The 18,860-nt window shown below is 68.7% G+C and carries 20 protein-coding genes; 10 read left to right on the plus strand and 10 right to left on the minus strand.

The annotated features are described in order from the left end of the window. Together Bsp3421_RS10785 and Bsp3421_RS10790 are read right to left on the minus strand one after the other, a co-directional pair. Nucleotides 1-1,563: a DUF1302 domain-containing protein gene (locus Bsp3421_RS10785; protein WP_273995930.1), complete on the minus strand. Its 1,563-nt coding sequence runs from the start codon at nucleotides 1,561-1,563 to the stop codon at nucleotides 1-3. Nucleotides 1,564-1,671: 108 nt separating this feature from the next. After that, a complete protein-coding gene (locus tag Bsp3421_RS10790) occupies nucleotides 1,672-2,493 on the minus strand; it encodes an SDR family oxidoreductase (RefSeq protein ID WP_273995932.1) in 822 nt (273 codons plus the stop codon). Nucleotides 2,494-2,632: 139 nt separating this feature from the next. Between Bsp3421_RS10790 and Bsp3421_RS10795 the strand changes: the two genes are divergently transcribed. The 4 genes from Bsp3421_RS10795 (at nucleotide 2,633) to Bsp3421_RS10810 (ending at nucleotide 6,345) form a co-directional block, all read left to right on the plus strand. Next, nucleotides 2,633-3,469 (plus strand): alpha/beta fold hydrolase, encoded by an 837-nt coding sequence (locus Bsp3421_RS10795; protein WP_273995933.1) that lies wholly within the window; start codon nucleotides 2,633-2,635, stop codon nucleotides 3,467-3,469. 60 nt (nucleotides 3,470-3,529) lie between these two features. Next, nucleotides 3,530-4,318, plus strand: coding sequence for an SDR family NAD(P)-dependent oxidoreductase (locus tag Bsp3421_RS10800; RefSeq protein ID WP_273995935.1), 789 nt, complete (start codon nucleotides 3,530-3,532; stop codon nucleotides 4,316-4,318). Nucleotides 4,319-4,371: 53 nt separating this feature from the next. Further along, nucleotides 4,372-5,238 carry an SDR family NAD(P)-dependent oxidoreductase gene (locus Bsp3421_RS10805; RefSeq protein ID WP_273995937.1) on the plus strand — a complete coding sequence of 289 codons (867 nt, stop codon included), beginning with the start codon at nucleotides 4,372-4,374 and terminating at the stop codon, nucleotides 5,236-5,238. A 327-nt stretch (nucleotides 5,239-5,565) separates the two neighbouring features. Beyond that, nucleotides 5,566-6,345, plus strand: a complete 780-nt coding sequence (locus Bsp3421_RS10810; protein WP_273995939.1) for an SDR family NAD(P)-dependent oxidoreductase — start codon at nucleotides 5,566-5,568, stop codon at nucleotides 6,343-6,345. 227 nt (nucleotides 6,346-6,572) lie between these two features. On the opposite strand, the gene Bsp3421_RS10815 is transcribed toward Bsp3421_RS10810, so the two are convergent. The 4 genes from Bsp3421_RS10815 to Bsp3421_RS34320 all read right to left on the minus strand — a co-directional run bounded on the left by Bsp3421_RS10815 (nucleotide 6,573) and on the right by Bsp3421_RS34320 (nucleotide 9,374). Continuing rightward, complete coding sequence (locus Bsp3421_RS10815; RefSeq protein ID WP_273995940.1) at nucleotides 6,573-7,481, minus strand: NAD-dependent epimerase/dehydratase family protein; 909 nt, start codon at nucleotides 7,479-7,481, stop codon at nucleotides 6,573-6,575. Nucleotides 7,482-7,718: 237 nt separating this feature from the next. Further along, complete coding sequence (locus Bsp3421_RS10820; RefSeq protein ID WP_273995941.1) at nucleotides 7,719-8,477, minus strand: SDR family oxidoreductase; 759 nt, start codon at nucleotides 8,475-8,477, stop codon at nucleotides 7,719-7,721. Between the two features lie 69 nt (nucleotides 8,478-8,546). Next, on the minus strand, nucleotides 8,547-8,945 hold the full coding sequence (locus tag Bsp3421_RS10825) for an SDR family oxidoreductase (protein ID WP_273995943.1): 399 nt from the start codon (nucleotides 8,943-8,945) through the stop codon (nucleotides 8,547-8,549). Between the two features lie 213 nt (nucleotides 8,946-9,158). Continuing rightward, nucleotides 9,159-9,374, minus strand: coding sequence for a nuclear transport factor 2 family protein (locus tag Bsp3421_RS34320; RefSeq protein ID WP_443111427.1), 216 nt, complete (start codon nucleotides 9,372-9,374; stop codon nucleotides 9,159-9,161). A gap of 53 nt (nucleotides 9,375-9,427) precedes the next feature. Between Bsp3421_RS34320 and Bsp3421_RS10835 the strand changes: the two genes are divergently transcribed. Both Bsp3421_RS10835 and Bsp3421_RS10840 read left to right on the plus strand, forming a co-directional pair. Then, complete coding sequence (locus Bsp3421_RS10835; protein ID WP_273995944.1) at nucleotides 9,428-9,988, plus strand: hypothetical protein; 561 nt, start codon at nucleotides 9,428-9,430, stop codon at nucleotides 9,986-9,988. Between the two features lie 196 nt (nucleotides 9,989-10,184). Further along, the gene (locus Bsp3421_RS10840) at nucleotides 10,185-10,403 is read left to right on the plus strand and encodes a hypothetical protein (RefSeq protein WP_273995946.1); all 219 of its coding nucleotides are present in this window, start codon (nucleotides 10,185-10,187) and stop codon (nucleotides 10,401-10,403) included. A gap of 355 nt (nucleotides 10,404-10,758) precedes the next feature. Here Bsp3421_RS10840 and Bsp3421_RS10845 read toward each other — a convergent pair whose 3' ends face one another. Then, nucleotides 10,759-11,943 carry a helix-turn-helix transcriptional regulator gene (locus Bsp3421_RS10845; RefSeq protein WP_273995948.1) on the minus strand — a complete coding sequence of 395 codons (1,185 nt, stop codon included), beginning with the start codon at nucleotides 11,941-11,943 and terminating at the stop codon, nucleotides 10,759-10,761. 281 nt (nucleotides 11,944-12,224) lie between these two features. Here Bsp3421_RS10845 and Bsp3421_RS10850 point away from each other — a divergent pair, with 281 nt between their 5' ends. Continuing rightward, nucleotides 12,225-13,163 carry an alpha/beta hydrolase gene (locus Bsp3421_RS10850; RefSeq protein ID WP_273995950.1) on the plus strand — a complete coding sequence of 313 codons (939 nt, stop codon included), beginning with the start codon at nucleotides 12,225-12,227 and terminating at the stop codon, nucleotides 13,161-13,163. A gap of 234 nt (nucleotides 13,164-13,397) precedes the next feature. On the opposite strand, the gene Bsp3421_RS10855 is transcribed toward Bsp3421_RS10850, so the two are convergent. Then, on the minus strand, nucleotides 13,398-14,483 hold the full coding sequence (locus Bsp3421_RS10855) for a calcium:proton antiporter (protein WP_273995952.1): 1,086 nt from the start codon (nucleotides 14,481-14,483) through the stop codon (nucleotides 13,398-13,400). 251 nt (nucleotides 14,484-14,734) lie between these two features. Here Bsp3421_RS10855 and paaH point away from each other — a divergent pair, with 251 nt between their 5' ends. Together paaH and Bsp3421_RS10865 are read left to right on the plus strand one after the other, a co-directional pair. Beyond that, entirely contained in the window at nucleotides 14,735-16,324 is a 1,590-nt protein-coding gene (gene paaH, locus Bsp3421_RS10860) for a 3-hydroxyacyl-CoA dehydrogenase PaaH (protein WP_273995953.1), read from the plus strand. 73 nt (nucleotides 16,325-16,397) lie between these two features. Continuing rightward, nucleotides 16,398-17,201 (plus strand): enoyl-CoA hydratase-related protein, encoded by an 804-nt coding sequence (locus Bsp3421_RS10865; RefSeq protein ID WP_273995954.1) that lies wholly within the window; start codon nucleotides 16,398-16,400, stop codon nucleotides 17,199-17,201. 126 nt (nucleotides 17,202-17,327) lie between these two features. On the opposite strand, the gene Bsp3421_RS10870 is transcribed toward Bsp3421_RS10865, so the two are convergent. Both Bsp3421_RS10870 and Bsp3421_RS10875 read right to left on the minus strand, forming a co-directional pair. After that, on the minus strand, nucleotides 17,328-17,633 hold the full coding sequence (locus Bsp3421_RS10870) for a HigA family addiction module antitoxin (protein ID WP_273995955.1): 306 nt from the start codon (nucleotides 17,631-17,633) through the stop codon (nucleotides 17,328-17,330). A 21-nt stretch (nucleotides 17,634-17,654) separates the two neighbouring features. Beyond that, complete coding sequence (locus Bsp3421_RS10875; protein WP_273995957.1) at nucleotides 17,655-17,933, minus strand: type II toxin-antitoxin system RelE/ParE family toxin; 279 nt, start codon at nucleotides 17,931-17,933, stop codon at nucleotides 17,655-17,657. A gap of 252 nt (nucleotides 17,934-18,185) precedes the next feature. On the opposite strand from Bsp3421_RS10875, the gene Bsp3421_RS10880 reads away from it, so the two are divergent. After that, nucleotides 18,186-18,854 carry a MarC family protein gene (locus Bsp3421_RS10880; RefSeq protein ID WP_273995959.1) on the plus strand — a complete coding sequence of 223 codons (669 nt, stop codon included), beginning with the start codon at nucleotides 18,186-18,188 and terminating at the stop codon, nucleotides 18,852-18,854. Nucleotides 18,855-18,860: the final 6 nt, after the last annotated feature.

The raw sequence follows: 18,860 nt of genomic DNA on the forward strand, positions 1-18,860 counted from the left end.
TCAGAAGTGGTAGGTCGCCGAGGCCAGCACGTAGTCGCGATCGGCGAGCGGCCGCGTGGCGGGATTCGGCGAACCGAGGAACTTCGCGTAGACGAGCGACAACGACAGGTTGCTGAGCCGCGTGAAGGTCACCCCGGCCGTCACCCGGTTGTCCCCCTGGCCGGTCAACGCGCCGAGCGCGCCGGCCCGGGGCGAGGTGCCCACCAGGTCGAGCATGTAGGTCAGCGGAACGTTCAGGTCCCAGCCGTTGAACACGTTCTTGTAGCTGAGCGTCCACGCCAGCTCCAGCGCGAGCGCATTGCGCGAGTTCACGAGCGTCGTCGATCCGTCGACGGCCGAGAGGCCGCTCGCGTGGACGTAGGTGATTTCACCGACCAGCTGTTGCGACGCGGCGAGCGCGCTCGGCCCGATCGGGTAGATGCCGGACAGGTTGGTCTGCACGACGTTCGCGCGCGTCGCCTGCGGCCCCGCCGGCGTACTGACGAGCACGGCCGCGCCTTGCCGGTACGACGCTTCGCCCGCGACGTTCACGGGGCCGATCCGGGTCGAGAAGCTCGCGCCGGTGAGCTTGATATTGCTGAAATACGTCTGCTGGTACTGCGGCGTCGGGTAGTACGACGTGACGACGCTCGGGCTCATGTCGTTGTAGTGGAGATAGTAGAAGCCGAGTTCGGTGTCGCCCAACACGCGCAGCCGCGCGCCGACTCCCCACTGGTAGCGCGCGCTGGGCTTGTCGTCCGGGCCACGCGGAATCTGCATCCCGCCCGGGCCGATGAGGTACTGCGCACCCGGCCCCGTCACGTCCGAATAGCTCCAGTAGGAGCCCGGCGCGGTCAGGCGGTTCTCCTGGAACGAGAACTGGTAGTAGCCCATCAGGCTCAGGCGCGGCGTGATCTGCCACTGCGTCGAGATCTGCGGCACGGGCAGCAGGATGTCCTTCACCTCGGCGCCCGCGACATATGACTTGGTCGCATCCGACGGGCCTTGCGCGCCCGCGATGTTGGCGAAGAACAGGCTTTCGCCCCACGCGACGACCTGGTCGCCGACCTTCACGTTCAGGCTCGTCTCGCCGATCTTGAACGTATGGTATGCATAGGCGGCGAGCAGCGTCGCGTGTCCGCCCGACCAGTAGCGCGCGCCGCCCGTGAAGCCGTTGTACGCGCCGGCGTGGTTCACCGTGCCGGGCGCATCGTTGTAGTTCGAGTGGTGGTAGACCTGATCGTAGAAGGCGTCCGCGCGGACGAACACCCCCCAGTCGTCGTGCTTCAGGTTCACTTCGCCGAGCAGGCTGACCTGGTTCTGGATCAGCTTGTTCTTCGCGAAGTTCCGGTCGCCGTCGTCACCGTTGATGTTCGCGGGTGTGAGCAGACTGCCGCTCGGCGCGCGCGTGCGCATGCCGATCCCGTAACGGAGCGTGAACGTGTAGTCCAGCGTCGTGTCGGGGCCCAGGTCGATCGTGCTGCCCGCCTGGGCGGCGGGCGCGCACGACAACAGCGCGGCGGTCAGGGTCGGCAGGGTGGTGGCGGCCCGTCGACCGGCACGGAGCGAGTCCCGTTGATGCATGTCGTCTCCTCGGGGGTGTCGACGATCGTCGACGCGGTGGGGTGCGTGAGAGGCAGAGTAGGGAGATCGCGGTGGCAAGGGATCGTCGAAATGAACTAGATGCCTTCCCTAGGACAAGCGCTCGCCGCTCCGCATCGCCGCGGGCCCGGCGTCAACGCGCGGCGGCGGGACGGCGGCGAGGAACGCGGGTCGTTCTCCGCCGCCGTCCAGCCGCAGGTTCGCGCCCGACGCGTAGGCCGCCTCGGGCGAGGCGAGGAACAGGCAGGCGGACGCGATATCGTCGGGCGTCGCGAGGCGCCCGGCGGGAATCGTCGCGCGGATTGCCGCGAGCGCGTCGCTGTCGCCGTAATGGCCGTCGGCGCCCGCCTCGGTTTGCACAAGGCCCGGGCTGACAGCGCACACGCGCACGCGCGGCGCCCATTCGACCGCGAGCGAGGTCACCGCGCTGACGAGGCCCGCTTTCGCCGCGCCATAGGCCGCCGTGCCCGGCGAGGGCCGCGACGCGCTGACGCTCGCGACGAACAGCATGACGCCGCCGTCGGGCTGCGGCTGCATGAGCGCGTTGACGCGTTGTGCGAGTTGCAGCGGCGCGATCAGGTTCAGGCGCACGATCGATTCGGTGAAGCGCGGCGACGCGTCGGCCGCGAGCGCGAACGGCGAGCCGCCCGCGTTGTTGACGAGCACGTCGAGGCTGCCCGTCGCGTCGCGGATCGCGCCGAGCAGCATGTCGACCTGCTCGATGTCGCGCAGATCGGCGGCGACGAAGCGCGCCGTGCGGCCGCCGCCCGTGGGCGGCGTATCGGGGGCGCGGCGCGCGCAGACGAACACGCGCGCGCCCGCCGCCAGGAACCGCTCGGCGATGCGCCGCCCGATGCCCCGGGTGCCTCCCGTCACGAGCACGGTCCTGCCGCTGTAATCGAATGTCGTCATGTGTGCTTCCTCCCGGGTTGGAGCCGATGATAGGAAGATCCGAGCGGGTATTCGTAGTCCGAAAGGACGATGCGTGGCCGCGCGGGGCGCGCAATCATCGGGCGACGCACCCATCGAGCGACGAAGGATACGAACCGAGATGACGACTCCCACGACGCCGCCGGACGGCCTCTTCACCACCACGCCGGGCGGTTTGCGCCTCCATCATTTCGAGGCGGGCGAGGGCCGGCCCGTGGTGTTCATCCACGGCAGCGGGCCCGGCGCGAGCGGCTTCAGCAACTTCAAGCATAACTATCCGGCGTTCGCGGCCGCGGGCCACCGCGCGATCGTCGTCGATCTGCCCGGCTACGGGCAGTCGTCGAAGCCGTCCGATATCACGTATGCGCTTGACTTCTTCGTCGGTGCGCTGCACGCGCAGCTCGATGCGCTCGGCGTCGGGCCGGCCGTGCTGCTCGGCAACTCGCTCGGCGGCGCGATCGCGCTGAAATATGCGCTCGATCATCCCGACGACGTCGACGCGTTGATCATGATGGCGCCGGGAGGCGTCGAGGAGCGCGAGACTTATTTCCGGATGGAAGGGATTCGGCGGATGGTGCAGCTATTCACAGATCGCCTGATGAATCGGGACACGATGCGCGAGCTGCTGACGCTGCTCGTGCACGATCCCGGGTTCGTCACCGATGCGCTCATCGACGAGCGGATGGCGGTATGCGTCGAGCAGCCGGTCGAGGTGCTGTCGACGATGCGCGTGCCGAACCTGACCGGCGCGCTCGGCGACGTGCGCTGTCCGGTGCTGGGCTTCTGGGGGACGAACGACCGGTTCAATCCGGTCGGCGGCGCGATGACCTTCCTGGAACATTGCCGCAATGCGCGCTTCGTTCTGATGAACCGGTGCGGTCATTGGGTGATGGTGGAACACGCCGATTACTTCAATCGGGAATGCCTTGAATTTCTCGCGACGCTGCAGACGCGATAACGCGAGGCGGTCGTCCGGGCGAGTTCCGGGCGCCCTCAACCTGATGGATAGGGAGACAGCATGAAATATCTCAACGATCTGTTCGACCTGCGCGGCAAGGTCGCCGCGATCACCGGCTCGGCGCGCGGCATCGGCGCGGAGACGGCTCGCACGCTGGCCGCGGCTGGCGCGACCGTCGCGATCCTCGACGTGCTGTCGCAGCCGGGCGAGGCGCTCGTCGAGGAGATTCGCGCGCAGGGCGGCCAGGCCGCGTACTGGCGGCTCGACGTGACGAGCGAGGCCGACGTCTCGCGCGTGTTCGGGGAGATCGCCGCGCGCTTCGGCCGGCTCGATGTGCTCGTCAACAACGCCGGCATCGAAGGACACAACGCGCCGACGCACGAACTCACGCTCGCGCAATGGCGGCGCGTGCAGGACGTGAACGTCGACGGCGTGTTCCTGTGCACGCGCGCGGCGATTCCGCATATCGAGGCGGCGGGCGGCGGCTCGGTCGTGAACCTGTCGTCGATGTACGGGATCGTCGGTGGGCCCGACGTGCCCGCGTATCACGCGTCGAAGGCCGCGGTGCGGATGATGGCGAAGGTCGACGCCATGTTGTACGCGGCGAAGAACATTCGCGCCAATTCGGTGCATCCCGGCTATATCCGCACGCCGATGCTGGAGGAAGCGTTTCGGCAGGCAGGGCAGGATCCGGACCGCGCGTTCGAATACCTGCAGGCCAACGTGCCGCTCGGCCGGCTCGGCAGCCCGCGCGATATCGCGGCCGGCATCCTGTATCTCGTGTCGCCGGCCGGCCGCTACATGACGGGCGCGGAACTCGTGATCGATGGCGGGTACACGGCGCGCTGAGAAACCAGCGCCGCCGCTTGCCCGACGCGCGGCATGGACAGGAGACGACGAGCATGACACGAAACCACGACACGCCGGTTGCCGTCGTGACCGGCGCGTCGCGCGGCGCGGGCAAGGGCATCGCGCGCGCGCTCGGCGCGGCCGGCATGATCGTCTATGTGACGGGCCGCTCGCTGAACGAAGACGACGGCCCGCTGCCCGGCACGATCCACGCCAGCGCACGCGAGATCGATGCGCTCGGCGGGCGCGGGTTCGCCGTGCCGTGCGACCACGCGGACGACGCACAGGTGAAGGCGCTGTTCGAGCGCGTCGAACGCGACAGTGGGCGCCTCGACCTCCTCGTCAACAACGCGACCAGCCTGCACGATCAGTTGATCCTGCCGGGCCCGTTCTGGGAGAAGTCGCTCGATCTCGTGAACATCCTCGACGTCGGGCTGCGCTCGGCCTATGTGGCCAGTTGGCATGCGGCGCGGTTGATGACGAAGCGGCGGACCGGCTTGATCGCGTTCACGTCCTCGTTCGGCGCGGGTTGCTACATGCACGGGGCCGCCTATGGCGCGCAGAAGGCCGGTATCGACAAGTTCGCGAAGGATATGGCCGTCGATCTCAAGCCGTTCGACGTCGCGGCGGTGTCGATCTGGATGGGGGTGTTGCGCACGGAGCGCACGACGCGCGTGTGGGACGCGCACCCCGATCTCCACAGGGAATTCTCGCTCGCCGCGGAAAGCCCGGAGTTCACGGGCCGCGTGATTCGCGCGATCCACGACGACCCGAGGCGCATGACGCTGTCCGGGCAGGTGCTGATCGGCGCGGAGATCGCGCTCGACTACGGCATCGTCGATCTCGACGGCAAACAGCCGCCGTCGTATCGCGAATTGCTCGGCGGGCCCGTGCCGGCTCATCCGGCAATCGTTGCCTGAGGGGCGCGGGTGGGCGTCGTGCCGCGGGAAAACGCACTCGTCCGCTACAGGCGGCCGTCCGCGCGGTGCGTTCAAGTCGGTGGTGTCGGCGTCAAGGCGGGCGACCGGCCGCGCGCGAGCGACGTCCAGGCGGCATCCGCGCGCATGCGCGCCGTGGAATCGACGTGAATCCGTGGTGCGCCGCGTGGCCCCATGGCCGATACCGCCCAGCCGCACGCGTCGCGTATCCGGCGACGGGGACGTTGCGATTCGTGGGCAGGAGCAGGGAGGGCGGCCGACGGCGCGAGCCGCGCGGCATGCCTGAATCGACATTGAAAGGAGCACATCATGAATCGACTGGAAGGGAAGGTGGCGATCATCACGGGCGGCGCTCGCGGGATAGGCGCGGCGACGTGCCGGCGGTTCGTCGAGGCGGGGGCGCGCGCCGTCGTGATCGCGGACGTACTCGATGGTGAGGGCGGCGCGCTCGCGCGCGAGCTGGGCGATGCGGCCTGCTTCATGCGGCTCGACGTCGCCGACGAAGCGAACTGGAGCCGCGTCGCCGATGCGGCGGCCAGCCGGTTCGGCGGTATCGACGTGCTCGTCAACAACGCGGCCGTGCTCACGTTCTGCGGCATCACCGAACTGTCGACACGCGATTTCGAGCGCGAATTGTCGGTCAATCTCGTGGGTACGTTCGTCGGCCTCCGCACCGTGGCGCCGTACATGATCGCGCGGAAGCGCGGCTCGATCGTCAACATCTCGTCGGTCGACGGCCTGCGCGGCGTCAATGCGCTGGCGGCCTACGCATCGAGCAAATGGGGCGTGCGCGGTCTCACGAAAGTCGCCGCGCTCGAATTCGGCCATCACGGCGTGCGCGTCAACTCGATCCACCCGGGCGGCGTGGACACGGTGATGTCGAATCCGACCGGCGCGCCGCTGGAAGCGATCAACCCGCATTATGCGAACGTGCCGCTGCAGCGCGTGGGCTTGCCCGACGAGATTGCGCGCGCGACGCTCTTTCTCGCGAGCGACGAGGCGTCGTATTGCAACGGCGCGGAACTGGCCGTCGACGGCGGGATGGTCGCGGGCGCGTATTACCCGGGGTTGCCGGGCGCGCCGCGCTGAGCGGGCCGGCCCCGCCCTCCGTGTGCTCAAGGGGGGCCTGGCTCGCGAAGTCGTTTCCCGCGCGGGCGACAAGGTCGGCACACCGATCTTGCCGCCCGCCGGAGGTGGCGCGCGGAGGCCCGACTGCTCCGGATGGTCGTCGGCCGAGACCCTATTTCTGCGAGGTAAACGCGCGCCGCTGTTGTCCCGCCTGCGCGTGACGTGCGGCGGGGCGGGACCCGATGTGCTTACGCGCGGGAATGCGCATCGACGACCTCGTCGATCGCGCGCTGCACGTCGCCGCGCCGGTAGCGCAGTCGCGCGAGGTCGCCCGAGTCCGGCTCGTAGGCAATGATGTTGCCGCGTCCCGTGTAGATCGCGATATCCGGCAACAACGGATGGGCCTGGTCGAGCGACGGCACCGGTTGCGGATTGCCGGCCGCGCGGAAGAAGGCGGCGAAATAGTCGGCGAAGCTGAGGTTTTCGTCGCCGACGAGATAGGCCCGGCCGGCTTCGCCGCGTCGCAGCGCACCCCAGATCGCTTCCGACAGTGATTGCGTCGACATGAAATTGCTGCCGCCGACCGGCCCGAATACGGGCAGGCCAATGAGCCTGCCCTGGGCATAGCGCGTGTACGCGGCGAACATGTCGCTGCGCAGCCCTGGCACGGAACCGACGACAAACGGCGCGTTGACGCTGCATACCTCGAACGAAGTCGTCGCGAGTGCCCGCACGCGTTCATCGGCGAGATGGCGCGAGCGCACGTACGGGACCGTTTCGACGAGCGCGGGCGCGACCCGCGGATAGAAGCTGCCGACCAGCACGGCGCGTTTCACGCCCGCGTCGCGCGCCAGCGAGAAGAAGCGCGGCACCGCGTCGATGTTCGCGCGTTGCCAGTGCGCGGCTTCGTCCACGCCGGGCGGGAGGTGACGAATGTCGTTGCCGGCCGCGAACACGAGCGCATCGAAGCGCGCCAGATCGTCGCGCGCGAAGTCGTCGGCGACATAATCGCCGCGCAGCAGGTCGAATTTCGCGAGTGCGCAGGCGGTTGCCGGCGGCTTGCGCGCGGCGAGCGTGACGTCGTTGCCCTGCGCTTTCAGGTGCAGCGCCGCGTGACCGCCGATCAGGCCCGTGCCGCCGATGATCAGGATGTTCATGATGGGTCCTCTGGCGGCGCTTGCGCGCCGCATGAATGAACGTTCACGAGGCGCGCTCGGGCGCCTCGGTTCGGGAAGGGAAGCCCGCAGCTGGCGTCGGCGGGTGGATGGGGGCGGAGCCGGTCCGGATCGAGCCGTACGCCGCGCCGCGCGCGCGGCTGGCCGGCGCTCGGCATGGGTGCCTCGGGGACGACGCGCTTTGCGGGACTCACGCGGACGACGGAACCGGGCTACGCCTCACAACGACGAGACGAGTTGCGCGTTGTCGATCCGAAGTTCGGCGCCATTCACGAAGCGCGACTCGTCCGAGGCGAGGAACAGCACGAGATTCGCGACGTCCCGCGGGTCGCAGATGCGCGCCATCAGGTCGTGGCCGACGCCGGGCGTGGCCGGATCGATATCGGGCATCAAGGCCTGCGTCATGGGCGTCCAGATTCCGTCCGGATGAACCGAGTTGCAGCGGATCGGATAGCCGTTGCGCTTGCAATGCACGGCGACGCTGCGCGTGAGCGCCGTCACCGCGCCTTTCGAGGCCGTGTACGCGCACATCATCGGCAGCCCGGCGAGCGCGGCGACCGACGACATCATCACGATCGACGACGGCGCACCGTTGCCTTTCATCGCGCCGATCGCATGCTTGCAGCCCAGGAAATAGCCATCGGCGTTGGTGCGCATCACGCTTCGCCAGCCATCGAGGCTGGTTTCCTCGATCGTGCCGGCCGGGCCGACGGCGGCGTTGTTGACGAGCACGTCGAGCCGGCCGAAGCGGTCGAGCGTGGCGGCGATCGCGCGCTGCCAGCCGTGCTCGTCGGCGATGTCGTGATGCACGAACAACGCGGCCTCGCCGATCTCGTCAGCGAGCGCGCGGCCCGTGTCTTCGTTGATGTCGGTCAGCACGACGCGCGCGCCTTCGGCGGCGAACAGCAGCGCGTCCGCGCGGCCGACGCCGTTCGCGGCGCCCGTGATCAGCGCAACTTTGTTGGCGACTCGGTTCATGGTTGGTCAGGCTCCTCTGAGGTCTGGAAGGCGGGCGCGTTCACGCGGCGCCTGGTACGCGGCCTACGGTTACGGCGTCCAGCACGGTCGATGCGCGAGCGTCGCGTCGAGGCGCGGGTTCGTGCGCAACTCGTGGCCGCCGTCGACGGCGAAACGCTGACCCGTCACCCAGCCCGATTCGGGGCCGGCCAGATAACGCACCGCTTGCGCGATCGCGGCCGGGTCGTCGCCGGCCGTGCCGAGTGGAATCTGTTCGAGACAGGCGCCGCCGGGCTGGATCTCGACGCGGCCGCCCGGCACGGCGTTCGTCAGCTGGCGCAGCGCGTGTTCGAGCGCGACGCGGCGGCGACTCATCAGGACGACGGTTGCGCCGTCCGCGTCGAGCGCATGCGCGCAGGCCGCGCCGATGCCGCCGGCGCCGCCCGTCACGAGCACGGTCCGGCCTTCGAGAGGACGAGAGGCGGGCATCGCTCAACCCTCCAGCGGCAGGTCTTGAACCCAGTCCACTTACAGCGTGCGCGCGGCGAAACGCCACGTGCCGCCGTCGGCGGCTTCGCGCACGCAGCGGTCGCGATCGCGCAGCCCCCGGTCGAGCTTGCGCCTCACGCCGTCGCGCACGTGCGCGTGGCACGCGATGCCGTACGTCTCGACCGCGGCCTCGTTGCCGTCGAGCGCGACGAGCTAGTTGTGCACGTGAGGCTGGGTCGTCTCGTAGCGCTCGATCATCTGCATCCCGGCGACGATCGCGTCGCGGCCATCGAGCTGAAAGCCGGGGCCGGTCAGCCGGGCGTCGGTGGTGAAGAGGGCCGACAACTGCGGCCAGTCGCGCCGGTCGACCGTCTGCGCATACCGGCACGCGAGGTCGTACAAGGCTTGGCGGGGGTTGGATTCGGTCATGCCGGACTCCCATGAATGAGTGAAACCAAAAAGGGCGGCGCGAACACGGCCGCATGACGACATCGACCCGCAGGTTTGCATCGGGGCGGGCGCGGGTCATCGTCCATATGGAGCAGGGCGGACGCGGGCCCGGCACCCGAATCGCGCAAGGCGGCGTCCGGCAGGACGCCCGGGCGACCCGGCCAGGGCAATCCGTCGCATCGACCATGCGCGCCGCCGCGGCGTTCGCATTCGGGCAGGTCAGGGGCGGATCGCCCGGCGCGCCGCCCGTTCGGCGTTTGTCCCTAGTCGGAATGGATGATGGCCCGCGTTCTGCGTGCGGCTACCGTGCAGTCATCCGGTGCGGCTTCTCGCGCATCGGGTACGAACCGCATCAGGCGGCGCTACCGGAGGGGGCAACGATCATGGGATTGGCGACTCGCAAGATCAGCGTATTGGCGGCAGGCACGCTCGCCCTTGTGGCGATGGCGCGTTACGGCCTCGAATGGATGCCCTCGCCGCCGTATTCGCCGGGCATGCTGCAATGCCGCTCGGTCGACGTGAACGGCCTGCCGGCCGGGTGTGTGTCGATCGACTTGTCGCGCTTCGGGTTCGCCGCGTTGCGCGGCATGTGACGGCGCCGCATCGCGAAGGGTGGCGCGCGGCGCGCGCCACCGTCCGGTTGCGCGCCAATCCGTGCGTCGATGCTTCGTCATCGTGCGTTCTCGAGCCCGGCCGACTGTGCCGTCGGCCCGGTTGGTCGTTGCCCGTCGGATCGTTCGTTCTGCCGATTCCTTTCCCATGTCATCCGGGATTTCTCCAAACCGCCCCGTGAATGCTCGCGAAGTCGGCCGTTGGGATGCCGAACACGACGTCCTGATCGTCGGCTTCGGCGCGGCGATCGAAGCGGCGCGCGCGGGCGCCGCTACGCTGAGCGTCGAATGCGCGACGTGCTATGGCGGGACGAGCGCGCTGATCTATCTCGGCGGCAGCGGCGGCACGCCCGCGCAGCGGCCGGCCATGCGGCGCGCAGCGTATCGCGCCGCGTAGCTGCGCAGTCTCGCTATCGAGAGAGAGAACAAGCGACGAGATTCCAAGGGCATACCGCACGGGGCGTCTTCCTATCCTCCGTCAGGCGGGCGCGCATGCGACCGCGATTGAGACACGGGCGCCGGCATCGGCATCGGCATCGGCATCGGCGTCGCGCGGCGCGCGGCGCGCTCGCATGCAATGACCGTGGGACGCGGAAGGACGATGGCCGAGGCTGGCGAGTCGAGGCGCGCGCGGCGCTTCACGCGCGCCCCGCATCGGCGGCGGATAGCGTCCGACGGACGACAGCGATGCACCGGCGGGCGGACCGCACTGCCGCGAAGCGCGCCGTGAGCCCTTGCGTCCGCATCGGCCATCACCCCAGCGGCACCACGCTCCCGAGCAGGATCCGCACCAGCGTCGCCTGACGCGTCACGCCGGTCTTCGAGAAGATCGCGCGCAGATGCGTACGCGCCGTGTTCTTGCTGATGCCCGATGCGTCGGCCGCTTCCTCGAGCGTGAGCCCGTTGGTCAGCAGCAACGCGAGCGACGTCTCGGCCGGCGTCAGGTCGAACAGCTTGCGGATGATTTCCTGCACGCCCTGCGGCTTGCGGTCGGGGTCGCGCAGGAAAAGCGTGACGGCCACCTGCCGCTTGTTGTCTTCCGACCACTCCGACAGCAGCACCGTACGCACCAGCAGCCCGAGCCGCGGTTTGTCGAAGCTGCGCGTGATCGGCATCGCCTCGACGATGGCCGCGGCCGTGCCGTGATGCCCCAGCACCGCGTGACGGATCAGCCGTTGCAGCGTGCGATTTTCCTGCGCGTCGGTCGCCTCGATCGTGCCGCGCGCCAGCGTCAGGCCGTTGTGCTGCTTGACGATCTCGTGGGCGACGCTGTTCATGTCGATGATCGCGCCGTTTTCGTCGAGCGTGATCGTGCCGATCTGCATCCGGTTGATGGCGTTCGCATAGATCGACCGCTCGACCTCGACCGTATCGAGCCGGGAATGCAGTTCGACCGCGCGCTTGAGATGCGGCAGCAGCAGCGCGCAGATCGCCTTGTCGCGCGCCGAGAACTGCTTCGACGCATGATTGCGGCACACGCGGAACCGGCACTCGACGCCCGACGGTGTGCGCAGATCGGCGCCGAGGATGTAGCGGACGTCCTGCGGTTTCAGGAACTGCTTGTAGAGTTCGCTCGACAGCCAGCCGGTGTCGCCGAATACGTCGTCGACCGTGACCACACGATCGGCGGGCAGGCCGACGAACGGATCGAGCGAATAATAATAGCTGTTGTAGGACGCTTCGCCGGGCACGATGGGCCCGAGTTCCGAGGCATGCACCGACAGCGGCGCGCGCCGGTCGCACGCGGCCGCGCGCAGGATCAGCGTCACGTAGTTGGCCTGCAGCCAGCCGCGGATCAGCTCGAGCGCACCGGCCCACGGCGTGGTTTCCAACGGCCCCTGGTAGATCCGCGTCATCAGTTCGCTGAAATCCGCGATGCCGATGCCGGCTTGGTCATCGATTGGCTGGCTCTCTTGCGGAGCCCGTTTCGTCTCCATCAGCACGTTCCATCCTCCATGCAGCCCGCGCCGGGTTCGATCCAGCCGCGCCGCTCAGATTAATCCCCGCTCTGACACCGCCGTTACCGGGAGAGGTCCTGCATCTGGAGCTTTGGTCATCCGGACCGGCGAACCATCGTCCGATCGGATGATGGCGCGCCCGCGCGTCTGCGCTGGAATGCCTGCCAGGCCGTGCCCACACGTATTCAGCACGTGCTTAGGGGAAATCGCGATGCGGGTTTTCCTGATTCGGACCAAATCCATTCCTGACAGGAGTTTCCATGCCGCTCGACCCTCAAGCGGAGGCGCTGCTCGCGACGTTCGCCCAGGCGTCCCCGATCGACTGCGATCAACTGACCGTTCAGGCCTTCCGCGCAAGCCTTTCCGCGGGGGGCGTCTTCGCGCCCGGCGACGCGATCGCCGAGGAACTGGATTGGGCCATCCCCTTGGCCGGCCGTGCGTTGCCCGCGCGCCTGTACCGGCCCGCGGGCGGCGGGCCGTTGCCGCTGACGGTGTTCTTCCACGGCGGCGGCTTCGTGTCCTGCGGTCTCGATTCGCACGCGAACCTGTGCCGCAGCCTCGCCAGGCGCGCGGGCGCGCTCGTGCTGTCGGTCGATTACCGGCTCGCGCCCGAGGCGCGTTTTCCGGCGGCCGCGCACGACGCGTGCGACGCCGTGCGCTGGGCGGCTTCCAACACCCGGGATCTCGGCGCGCGCAGTGGCGCGATCGCGGTGGCGGGCGACAGCGCGGGCGGCAATCTTGCCGCGGTCGCGGCGCTGCGGTTGCGTGGCTCGGGCATTGCGATCGCGCATCAGCTGTTGCTGTATCCGGTTGTCGATTGTGCGATCGAACATCCGTCTTATGCCTCGCTCGACGAAGGGTATTTCCTGACGGCCGATCTGATGCGCTGGTTCAAGCGCCAGTATTTCGGCGAGGACGCCGATCGCGCATCGCCGCTCGCGAGCCCGCTTGCCGCGCCGGATGTCGAGGGCGTCGCCCCGGCGACGATCGTCAGCGCCGAATTCGACCCGCTGCGCGACGAAGCCGAAGCGTATGCCGCGCGGCTTGCCCGAGCGGGCACGCCGGTTACGCAGGTGCGCTGGCCGGGGCAGATCCACGGTTTCGCCAGCATGCTCGGCGTGCTCGATGCGGCCGACCGCGTGCTCACGTTCAGCGCCGATGCGCTGCGCCATGCATTCGATCGGACGGCGATCCGTTGACGCCCGGCGGCGCGGGCCAGGTCCGCCGAATTCACGATTGGAGAGCGGGCGGTGTGTCAGCCGGCCGCCGGACCGGCGAGGCACAGGTGCGGCGGTGCGCCGTCCAACCGATTCGGCGAGCCGGCGAGCGGCCGTCGAATGGCCGTCGGCGGCGCGCGGAGCGCGCGCGCCGTTGTTGCATTGCCGCCGCCGCGCTTCTCGCCGGACCGCGCGAGCAGCGGCGGGCGATGCGCCTCAATGAGTAATCGACAGGAACAGGTAGGCGGCGAACAGCGACAGGTGCACCGTGCCTTGCAGGACCGTCGTGCGCCCGGTGCTCAGCGTCAGCGTGCTGACGAGCAGCGTCAGCGCGAGCAGCACGGTTTCCATGCCGCCGATGCCGAGCGTGAGGGGTCGGCCGGTCCAGATGAACACCACGGCCACGGTCGGGATCGTGAGGCCGATGCTCGCGAGCGCGGAGCCGAGCGCGAGATTCATGCTGGTCTGCAACCGGTTCGCGCGTGCCGCGCCCACCGCGGCGAGCCCTTCGGGGAGCAGCACCAGCGCGGCGATCACGATGCCGACCGCGGCTTCCGGCGCGCCGAGGCTCATCATCGAGCGCTCGACCGCTGGCGACAGCAGCTTCGCGAGCAGCACCACCGCGATGAGGCACACGAACAGCAGCACGAGGCTCGTGAGCGCGACCCGTACGCTCGGCGGCACGGCATGCACATTCTCGTCGGGGCTCGCGCCGACCAGGAAGTAATCGCGATGGCGTACCGTCTGGACGAACACGAATACGCCGTACAGCACGAGCGAGGAGACGCCGGCGAACGCGAGTTGCGACGTCGACAGTTGCGGGCCGGGCACGGCGCTCAGGTAATTCGGCATCACCAGCGACAGCACCGACAGCGAAGCGAGCACGGCGAGCGCCTTGTTCGCGCCGCGCCCCTGAAAGTCCTGTTCACCGTGTTTCCAGCCGCCGACGAGCAGGCACATCCCCACGATCCCGTTGCAGACGATCATGACGGCTGCGTAGACGGTGTCGCGCGCGAGGCCGGATTTCTCGGGGCCGGCCGACAGCATGACGGAGACGATCAGCGCGACTTCGATGACGGTCACGGCAATCGCGAGCACGAGCGTGCCGAACGGTTCGCCGACGCGGTGCGCGACCACTTCCGCGTGGTGCACGGCCGCGAACACGGCGCCGGCGAGGGCGACGCCGAACAACGCAATGATGAAGCCTTCGGCCGGCGCGACGCGCGACAGCGCGAGCACCAGCCACGCGGCAAGCGGGGCCCAGAGCGTCCAGCGCGGGAGGGCATGCGATGAGTTGGGCATGTTGGGGTCCTTGATTGGCAGCTCACGCGAGCGGATTCTAACAGGGGCGGGACAACGGCTTCAGTGATCGACCGTGCCACGGGTTGACCGTCGAACTTACTAAAAAGTGCCGGATGCGCGCAAGTTTCTCGCGCAACTTCGTCAAATTCTCATGGTTCGGGCCCTGGAATCCACGTGTTTATGTTTTTATATAAACATACCGACCGGTCGGCTTATAATCTCCGCTCGTCAATCACCATGGGTGCAGTCCGATGAGCCGATCTCCAGACAACACAGACCACGCGCCGCGGGCGCTCGGGCGCGCCGTCCCGGTGGGCGTGATCGGCGCGGGCGCGATGGGCGCGGGCATCGCGCAGGTCGCGGCGGCGGCGGGCCATCGGGTGCGGTTGTTCGACCTGAGCGAGGCGGCGGCGGCGCGGGCGCTGGCCGGCATTCGCGCGAATTTCGCGCGGCTCGCGGAAAAAGGCCGCCTGAGCGCCGAAGCGGCCGAGGCGGCCGGCGCGCGCGTATCGCTCGTCGGCGCGCTCGATCAGCTGGCCGACGCAGGGCTGATCGTCGAGGCGGCTGCGGAGCGGCTCGACGTCAAGCGCGAGATCTTCACGACACTCGAGCGCCACGTGGCCGACACCTGCATCCTGGCGACCAATACGTCGTCGCTGTCGATCACGGCGATTGCCGCCGGCTTGCGCGCGCCGGAGCGGGTGGTCGGCATGCACTTCTTCAATCCCGCGCCGTTGATGGCGCTCGTCGAGATCGTCAGCGGCCTCGCGACCTCGCCCGAGACGGCGCGCACGATCTATGACACGGCGACCGCGTGGGGCAAACGGCCGGTGCATGCGAAGTCGACGCCGGGTTTCATCGTCAACCGGGTCGCGCGGCCGTACTACGCCGAGGCGTTGCGCGTACTGAACGAGCAGGGCGCCACGCCCGCATCGCTCGATGCCGTGATGCGCGACGCGGGCGGCTTCCGCATGGGGCCGTTCGAACTGATGGACCTGATCGGTCACGACGTGAACTTCGCCGTGACCGAATCGGTGTTCCGCGCGTACTTCAACGATCCACGCTATACGCCGTCGCTGATCCAGCAGGAGCTGGTCAGCGCCGGTTTCCTCGGGCGCAAGTCCGGGCGTGGCTTCTATTCCTATGGCGAGGCGGCCGACCCGCCGACGCCCGCGATCGAGCCCGCGCATGAGGAGCCCGGACATATGACGCTGTTCTCGCGGGGCGGCCATCCGCGGGGCGGCCATCCGTGGGGCGGCCCGGTCGCGTCGCTGCATGCGCGGCTTGCGGCCTGCGGTATCCCGCACGATACCGCCGACGCCGATACCGACGCGCTCGTCGCGACGTTCGACGACGTTGCGCTCGCGCTGACCGACGGCCGCACGGCCACCGAGCGCGCCGCGTCCAGCGGCCGGCCGAACCTGGTGCTGGTCGACCTCGCCCGCGACTACGCGCAGGCGACGACGATCGCGCTCACCCGTGCTCGCCAATGCAGCCCTGCCGCGTATGCGCGCGCGGTCGGCCTGTTCCAGCGCGCGGGCTTCGCGGTCGTCACGCTTGCCGACGTGCCGGGGATGATCGTGATGCGCACCGTTGCGATGCTGATCAATGAGGCGGCGGACGCGGTGAACCAGGGCGTCTGCACCCCGGCGGATCTCGATCTTGCGATGGAGAAGGGCGTCAATTACCCGCGCGGACCGCTGGGCTGGGCCGACGAGATCGGCGTTGCGTACGTGCACCGCGTGCTCGCGCATCTCGCATCGGGCTACGGCGAAGACCGCTACCGGGTGTCGCCGCTGCTGTCCGCGCTGCGCGCGGCCGGCCAGCCGTTCCACGCTTGACGCGGGCCGCCGCGCGGCGGGCGGGACGACCGCCTATCGACTTCATTTCATCAGCACCTCAGGAAACCATTCCGTGACGCATACCCATCAAACCCTGTCGGTCACGCACGACGCCCGCGGCATCGCGACCGTGTGCCTGCGTCGCGAAGACGTGCTCAACGCGTTCGACGAAACGATGATCGCCGAGCTGACGCGCGTATTTACCGACCTCGGCGCATGCGCTACGGTGCGTGCGATCGTGCTGCGCGCGGACGGTCGAGCATTCTGCGCGGGCGCCGATCTGCAGTGGATGCGCCGCGCGAGCATGAACGATGCGGCGGCGAATCTCGTCGACGCGCAGCGCTTCGCCGCGATGATGCGGGCGATCCGAGAATGTCCGAAGCCGACGGTCGCGCGCGTGCAGGGGCATGCGTTCGGTGGCGGGGTCGGGTTATGCGCCGCCTGCGACATCGTGATCACGAGCGAGCACGCGCGTTTCGCGGTCAGCGAGGCCCGTTTCGGGATCCTGCCGGCCGTGATCGGGCCGTATCTGGTCGAAGCCGTGGGCCAGCGGCAGGCGCGCCGGCTCGCGTTGACGGGCACCCAGCTGAGCGCGCGCGAGGCGGTCGAGATCGGGCTCGCGCATCAGGCCGTGCCGCTCGATACGCTCGATGAAGCGCTGGAGCGCACGCTCGCCGAGCTGAGCCGAAACGGCCCGGCGGCGCTGATGGAGATCAAGCGTTTCTTCGACGTGGTCGGCGAGTATCCGCTTTCGCCCGAGCGCACGGCGTTCACGGCGCAGACGATCGCGCGCGTGCGGGCGACTGCCGAGGCGAAGGAAGGGTTCGCGGCGTTCTTCGCCAAGCGTCCGCCCGCATGGGAGAGCGGCGGCGAGTAAGGGGACCCGGCGCGGCCCCGGCGCACAGCCGGGCTCGCGCGGGCGTGGCGGTTGCGCTGTCGACGAGGCGGTCGATCGAAACGCATGGGGATTCTCCGTTCGCGTGTCCGGCGCGCCGGCGAAGCCTCACGCCTCGTGCGGTTCGCGCGGCTCGACCTTGCGGTTGATCTCGTCGCGGGTCGGCAGGATCTTGAGATCGTAGTCGATCTGGAGATTCAGCCAGAACTCGGCGGTCGTGCCGAAATAGCGCGCGAGCCGATAGGCGGTGTCGGCGGTGATGCCGCGCCGCTCCTTGACGATTTCGTGCAGGCGCGTGGCGGGTACGACGAGGGCGAGGGACAGCGCATTCACGCTGAGCGCGAGCGGTGCGAGGAATTCCTCGCGCAGCACCTCGCCCGGGTGGATCGCGGGCATCGCGTTGATGGTTTTCATAGGCCTTCCTCGAGCCGGGGCTCAGTGATAGTCGACGATCTCGACCTGCGCCGGACCTTTTTCCGTCCATTCGAAGCAGAGACGCCAGCGTTGGTTGATCCGGATGCAGTACTGGTGCCGCCGATCGCCCGACAGGGCTTCGAGCATGTTTCCAGGCGGTGCGGCCAGGTCGCGCAGGGCGTGCGCCGCGTCGAGCATCGCAAGCTTGCGGCAGGCGACGCGTTCGAACGCGCGAAACGCGGGAGGCGGCGCGCCGGCAAACAAGGCGGCGGTATTCCTGCAACGAAACGATTGGATCATAACGCTCCCGGTATTACGCTCAAAGTAATATTTGATGCGTGAACCTGAAGTACGGCACGAGGGTGCTCACGCCAAGCCACTCTGATCCGCTATCGCGCGGGCGCCTAGCTGGCCGTCCGGTCAATCCGAAGATGTTTGCCGAATGTGTCGCGCGCCGGGCCGGGCATATCCGGGGTGACGTGATGGGGCCTTGCTCTACAATGGCGCGACCGGGGTCGCGCCCTGTCCGCCAATCCTTTTCGTGCGTATTCGATGATCGTCGACCGTCTGATCTCCGAGATCCTGTTCGGCTTCACTGGCCTGATGGGCATCATCAATCCATTTGGCATCGCCTTCCTGTTTCTCGAACGCACGGAATCGCTGACCGAGGCCGAACGTGGCGTGCTCGCGCGCAAGGTCGCGCTCAACGCGTTCATCGTGTTGATGGCGGCCTTTTTCGTCGGGACGCCGGTGCTGCATTTCTTCGGGATTTCGATGGAGGCGCTGCGCATCGGCGGCGGCTTCGCGGTCGCGGTGTCCGGCTGGCAGATGCTCAACGAGCCCGACGTGCCGGGCGGCGACACGGCGGTCAAGCCGATCGATGCGCGCAGCGCGATGGCGCGCGCCTTCTTCCCGTTGACGATCCCGCTGACCACCGGCCCCGGCTCGATCGCCACCGCGATCGCGCTCAATGCGAACCGCACGCACAAGCTGTCGGAGTTCGTGCTGTCGAGCATCGTGTCGATCGCGGTCTCGCTGCTCGTCGCCGTGGTGATCTGGCAGACCTACAGCCGTGCGGCGTTCCTGGCCCGCTACCTCGGCGCGGAGGGCACCAAGGTCGCGATGCGCGTTTCAGCGTTCCTGCTGCTGTGCGTCGGCGTGCAGATCATGCTGACCGGGTTCTCGGAATTCCTGCGCCCGATCGCCGATCAGATCCGCTGACGCCGC

Source organism: Burkholderia sp. FERM BP-3421 (genome assembly GCF_028657905.1).
GTDB lineage: Bacteria > Pseudomonadota > Gammaproteobacteria > Burkholderiales > Burkholderiaceae > Burkholderia.